This is a genomic window from Microbispora bryophytorum, assembly GCF_006874465.1.
Taxonomy (GTDB): domain Bacteria; phylum Actinomycetota; class Actinomycetes; order Streptosporangiales; family Streptosporangiaceae; genus Microbispora; species Microbispora bryophytorum.
Genome location: NZ_VIRL01000051.1, coordinates 1 through 3,158, shown reverse-complemented (window position 1 = coordinate 3,158; position 3,158 = coordinate 1). Strand labels below are relative to the sequence as shown.

At 64.6% G+C, this 3,158-nt stretch carries 2 protein-coding genes; both read left to right on the top strand.

The genetic code is table 11. The features are described 5' to 3' along the window. Positions 1–899, top strand: an 899-nt coding sequence (locus FLX07_RS38195) for a trypsin-like serine peptidase (protein WP_425280123.1), incomplete at its 5' end; no start/stop codon positions are given. An 877-nt stretch (positions 900–1,776) separates the two neighbouring features. Then, positions 1,777–3,158, top strand: a 1,382-nt coding sequence (locus FLX07_RS38190; protein ID WP_244311178.1) for a trypsin-like serine peptidase, incomplete at its 3' end; no start/stop codon positions are given.

Here is a 3,158-nt window from a genome sequence, read left to right as displayed (position 1 = left end):
CCTCGGTCCAGGGCCAGTACAAGAACCTGGTGGCGACCGCGGGTCACTGCGTCTACGACACCAAGTCCAACGCCGCGACCCTCGACAAGTGGGTCTTCATCCCCGGTTACTACGAGGGCAAGACCCCGTGGGGCATCTACGTCGGTAAGACCGCTTACACGCACTACGACTACAGCGTGTACGAGGACGGCGACCGCGACTACGCGTTCGTCACGGTCTACAACGGCGTCATCCCCACCGAGGGCGACACCCACGGCGGCTTCGTCTCGAGGTTCTTCAAGAGCAAGAAGGACGCCTACGACTACAAGGCCAAGCTCCAGGCCGACAAGGCCACCGGCTGGTCGAAGCTGGCGGTTGTGCCCGTCTTCGGGAAGTCCGGCAACGGCGACCACAGCACGTGGAACAACGGCGGCAACGACCACCGGACGATCATTGGCTACAAGGTCACCGGCGTGAAGCTGTCGATCGGCCTCAAGGACGTCGGCACCCTCGGGTCCAACGTCGGTGGTCAGGGCCTGGCCTACAACCAGAAGGTCGGCACGGGCATCTTCGAGTTCGGTTACCCGAGCGGGTCGCACCCGGACGGCAACTACGCCTTCTCCGGCAAGACCCAGAAGTGGGCCTACGGCAAGACCTTCAAGGCTGCCGCTTCGTCGATCAAGGCCGAGGAGCTGGTGGGCATCAAGTCCTCCTTCACCGGCGAGGGCTCCATCGGTTCCGCGTGGCTGTACCGCTACAGCAACGCCAAGCGGCTCGGCTACCTCAACGGTGTGACCATCGCGGTCTCCGACACCGACGGTAACAACCGCATCGACACCAACGTCTCCCCGTACTTCGACGGTGAGACGCTGGCCGTCTACAAGACCGCTGCCGCCAACTGGTCCGGCAAGATCGTCTGATCTTCCCCCCAGTAGAGCAGAGTCAAGGAAAGGGCCCGGCCTCCCGCCGGGCCCTTTTCCGTTGCCCGGCCGACTGGTGAGCGTGGCGGCGACAGCGGCGAAGTCGTCGAAGCCGCGCCCGGCCACCCTCGGCCACCACGGCCACCACGGCCACTACGACCCCCGCGACATCGACACACGCCCGCGACGGTGCGAGCCAGCCGGCCTCCAGACGTCCACGGGTCACGAACTGTTTCGGGAAGGCCGTCGCCGGGAGCTCTTCCCGACCCTGGAACCCGCGTTACTCGACCGGCGTCACTTCGACTCCCATGCACTGGGCGCAAGCCGCATGCACCGGCTTCATCGACGGGCCCGCACTCCCGCCGGCGTCACTCGACCCTGGGCATGCTCGGCCCCGCCGAATACGAACGCGGCACGCCCAACAATCCCGCCATGCCGCCCTCCAGGGGCGAACCCCGACTTGCCCCCACAAACGGGGCAATTGCCTCTTCTTAATCGACCCCTGGCCAACTGCCACGAATATCGCAGTTCGTCCCATTTGGTGTGTCGAAGCCTGTCGGCCGGTAGACGCAACTCCTCGCGGCCGTGACTGCTTGACGTAATCAGGCGCCTCTTCGGTTTCCTCCAAATCTGTGATTTACATCACAGTGAACCTTGTATCGGTCCAGCGCGGAGCGTAACGGAAACCAGGGGACACCTTCATGATCAGCCAAAACGCGCAGCCCGACTCGGGCCGACGCCGCCCGAGTGCGCCCGTCCCCCAAATGGGTCATCGCAAACCCTCTTACGCCACCTCATTTCCTCCTATAGCTTTCTCCTCATTCCTCACTGACGGATGGGGCGCAAGTGACGCCTCACGACAGACCAGGAGAAAGTCATGAAGCGCATTCTCGCTCTGGGCGGGGTCGCCGCCGGCCTGCTGGCCTCCGCTGCGATCGCTGCCCCGGCTCACGCCGACTCGGTTCCGGCCACGAACCTGGCCAACACCAACACCGCGGCCAAGCAGGTCGCGGCGTTCTGGTTCGGTCAGGCCAAGGCCAACCTGGTCAACGCCACGCCGTACACCGCGGAGACCACGGTTTCCGCCAAGCACGTGTCGACCGGCGGCGCCTCCGCCGACGACAAGGCCGGCGTGGTGGGTTCCAGCGGTGACCAGAAGGCCGCCACCGGCACCCTGAAGAACGTCAACCTGCCCAAGACCACCGGCAAGGTGTTCTTCATCGGCGCCGACCACAAGCCGCACTGGTGCTCGGCCACCTCGGTCCAGGGCCAGTACAAGAACCTGGTGGCGACCGCGGGTCACTGCGTCTACGACACCAAGTCCAACGCCGCGACCCTCGACAAGTGGGTCTTCATCCCCGGTTACTACGAGGGCAAGACCCCCTGGGGCATCTACGTCGGTAAGACCGCTTACACGCACTACGACTACAGCGTGTACGAGGACGGCGACCGCGACTACGCGTTCGTCACGGTCTACAACGGCGTCATCCCCACCGAGGGTGGCACCAGCGGCGGCAAGTACGAGTCGAAGCTCTACGACAGCAAGTGGGACGCGTACAAGGCGAAGAAGCTTCTCGCCTCGGACAAGACCACCGCTCTGTCGAAGCTCGACGTCGTCGAGGTCAACAAGCTCTCGCGCTTCGGCAAGGACACGGCGGTCAGCGTCGCCGACTTCCAGGCCTGGAACAAGGGCAAGAACCTGACGGACCCCAACGGCAAGTGGGCTTGGTTCACGTCCGCCTCCGCGCCTGTCTCGATCGACAAGAGCGAGTACAAGTCCTGGACGAAGGACTCGTACGTCAGCCAGGACGGGACGACCCTGTTCTGGCGGGTTCGCAAGCCGGGGACCCAGCACGACTACCTGTACTTCAAGCGGACGTTCTCGGCGAAGCTCCTCAAGGGCTACCAGGTCGTCGGCGCGAAGCTGTCGATCGGCCTCAAGGACGTCGGCACCCTCGGGTCCAACGTCGGTGGTCAGGGCCTGGCCTACAACCAGAAGATCGGCACGGGCATCTTCGAGTTCGGTTACCCGAGCGGGTCGCACCCGGACGGCAACTACGCCTTCTCCGGCAAGACCCAGAAGTGGGCCTACGGCAAGACCTTCAAGGCGGCTGCGCCGTCCATGAAGGCCGAGGAGCTGGTGGGCATCAAGTCCTCCTTCACCGGCGAGGGCTCCATCGGTTCCGCGTGGCTCTACCGCTACAGCAACGCCAAGCGGCTCGGCTACCTCAACGGTGTGACCATCGCGGTCTCCGACAC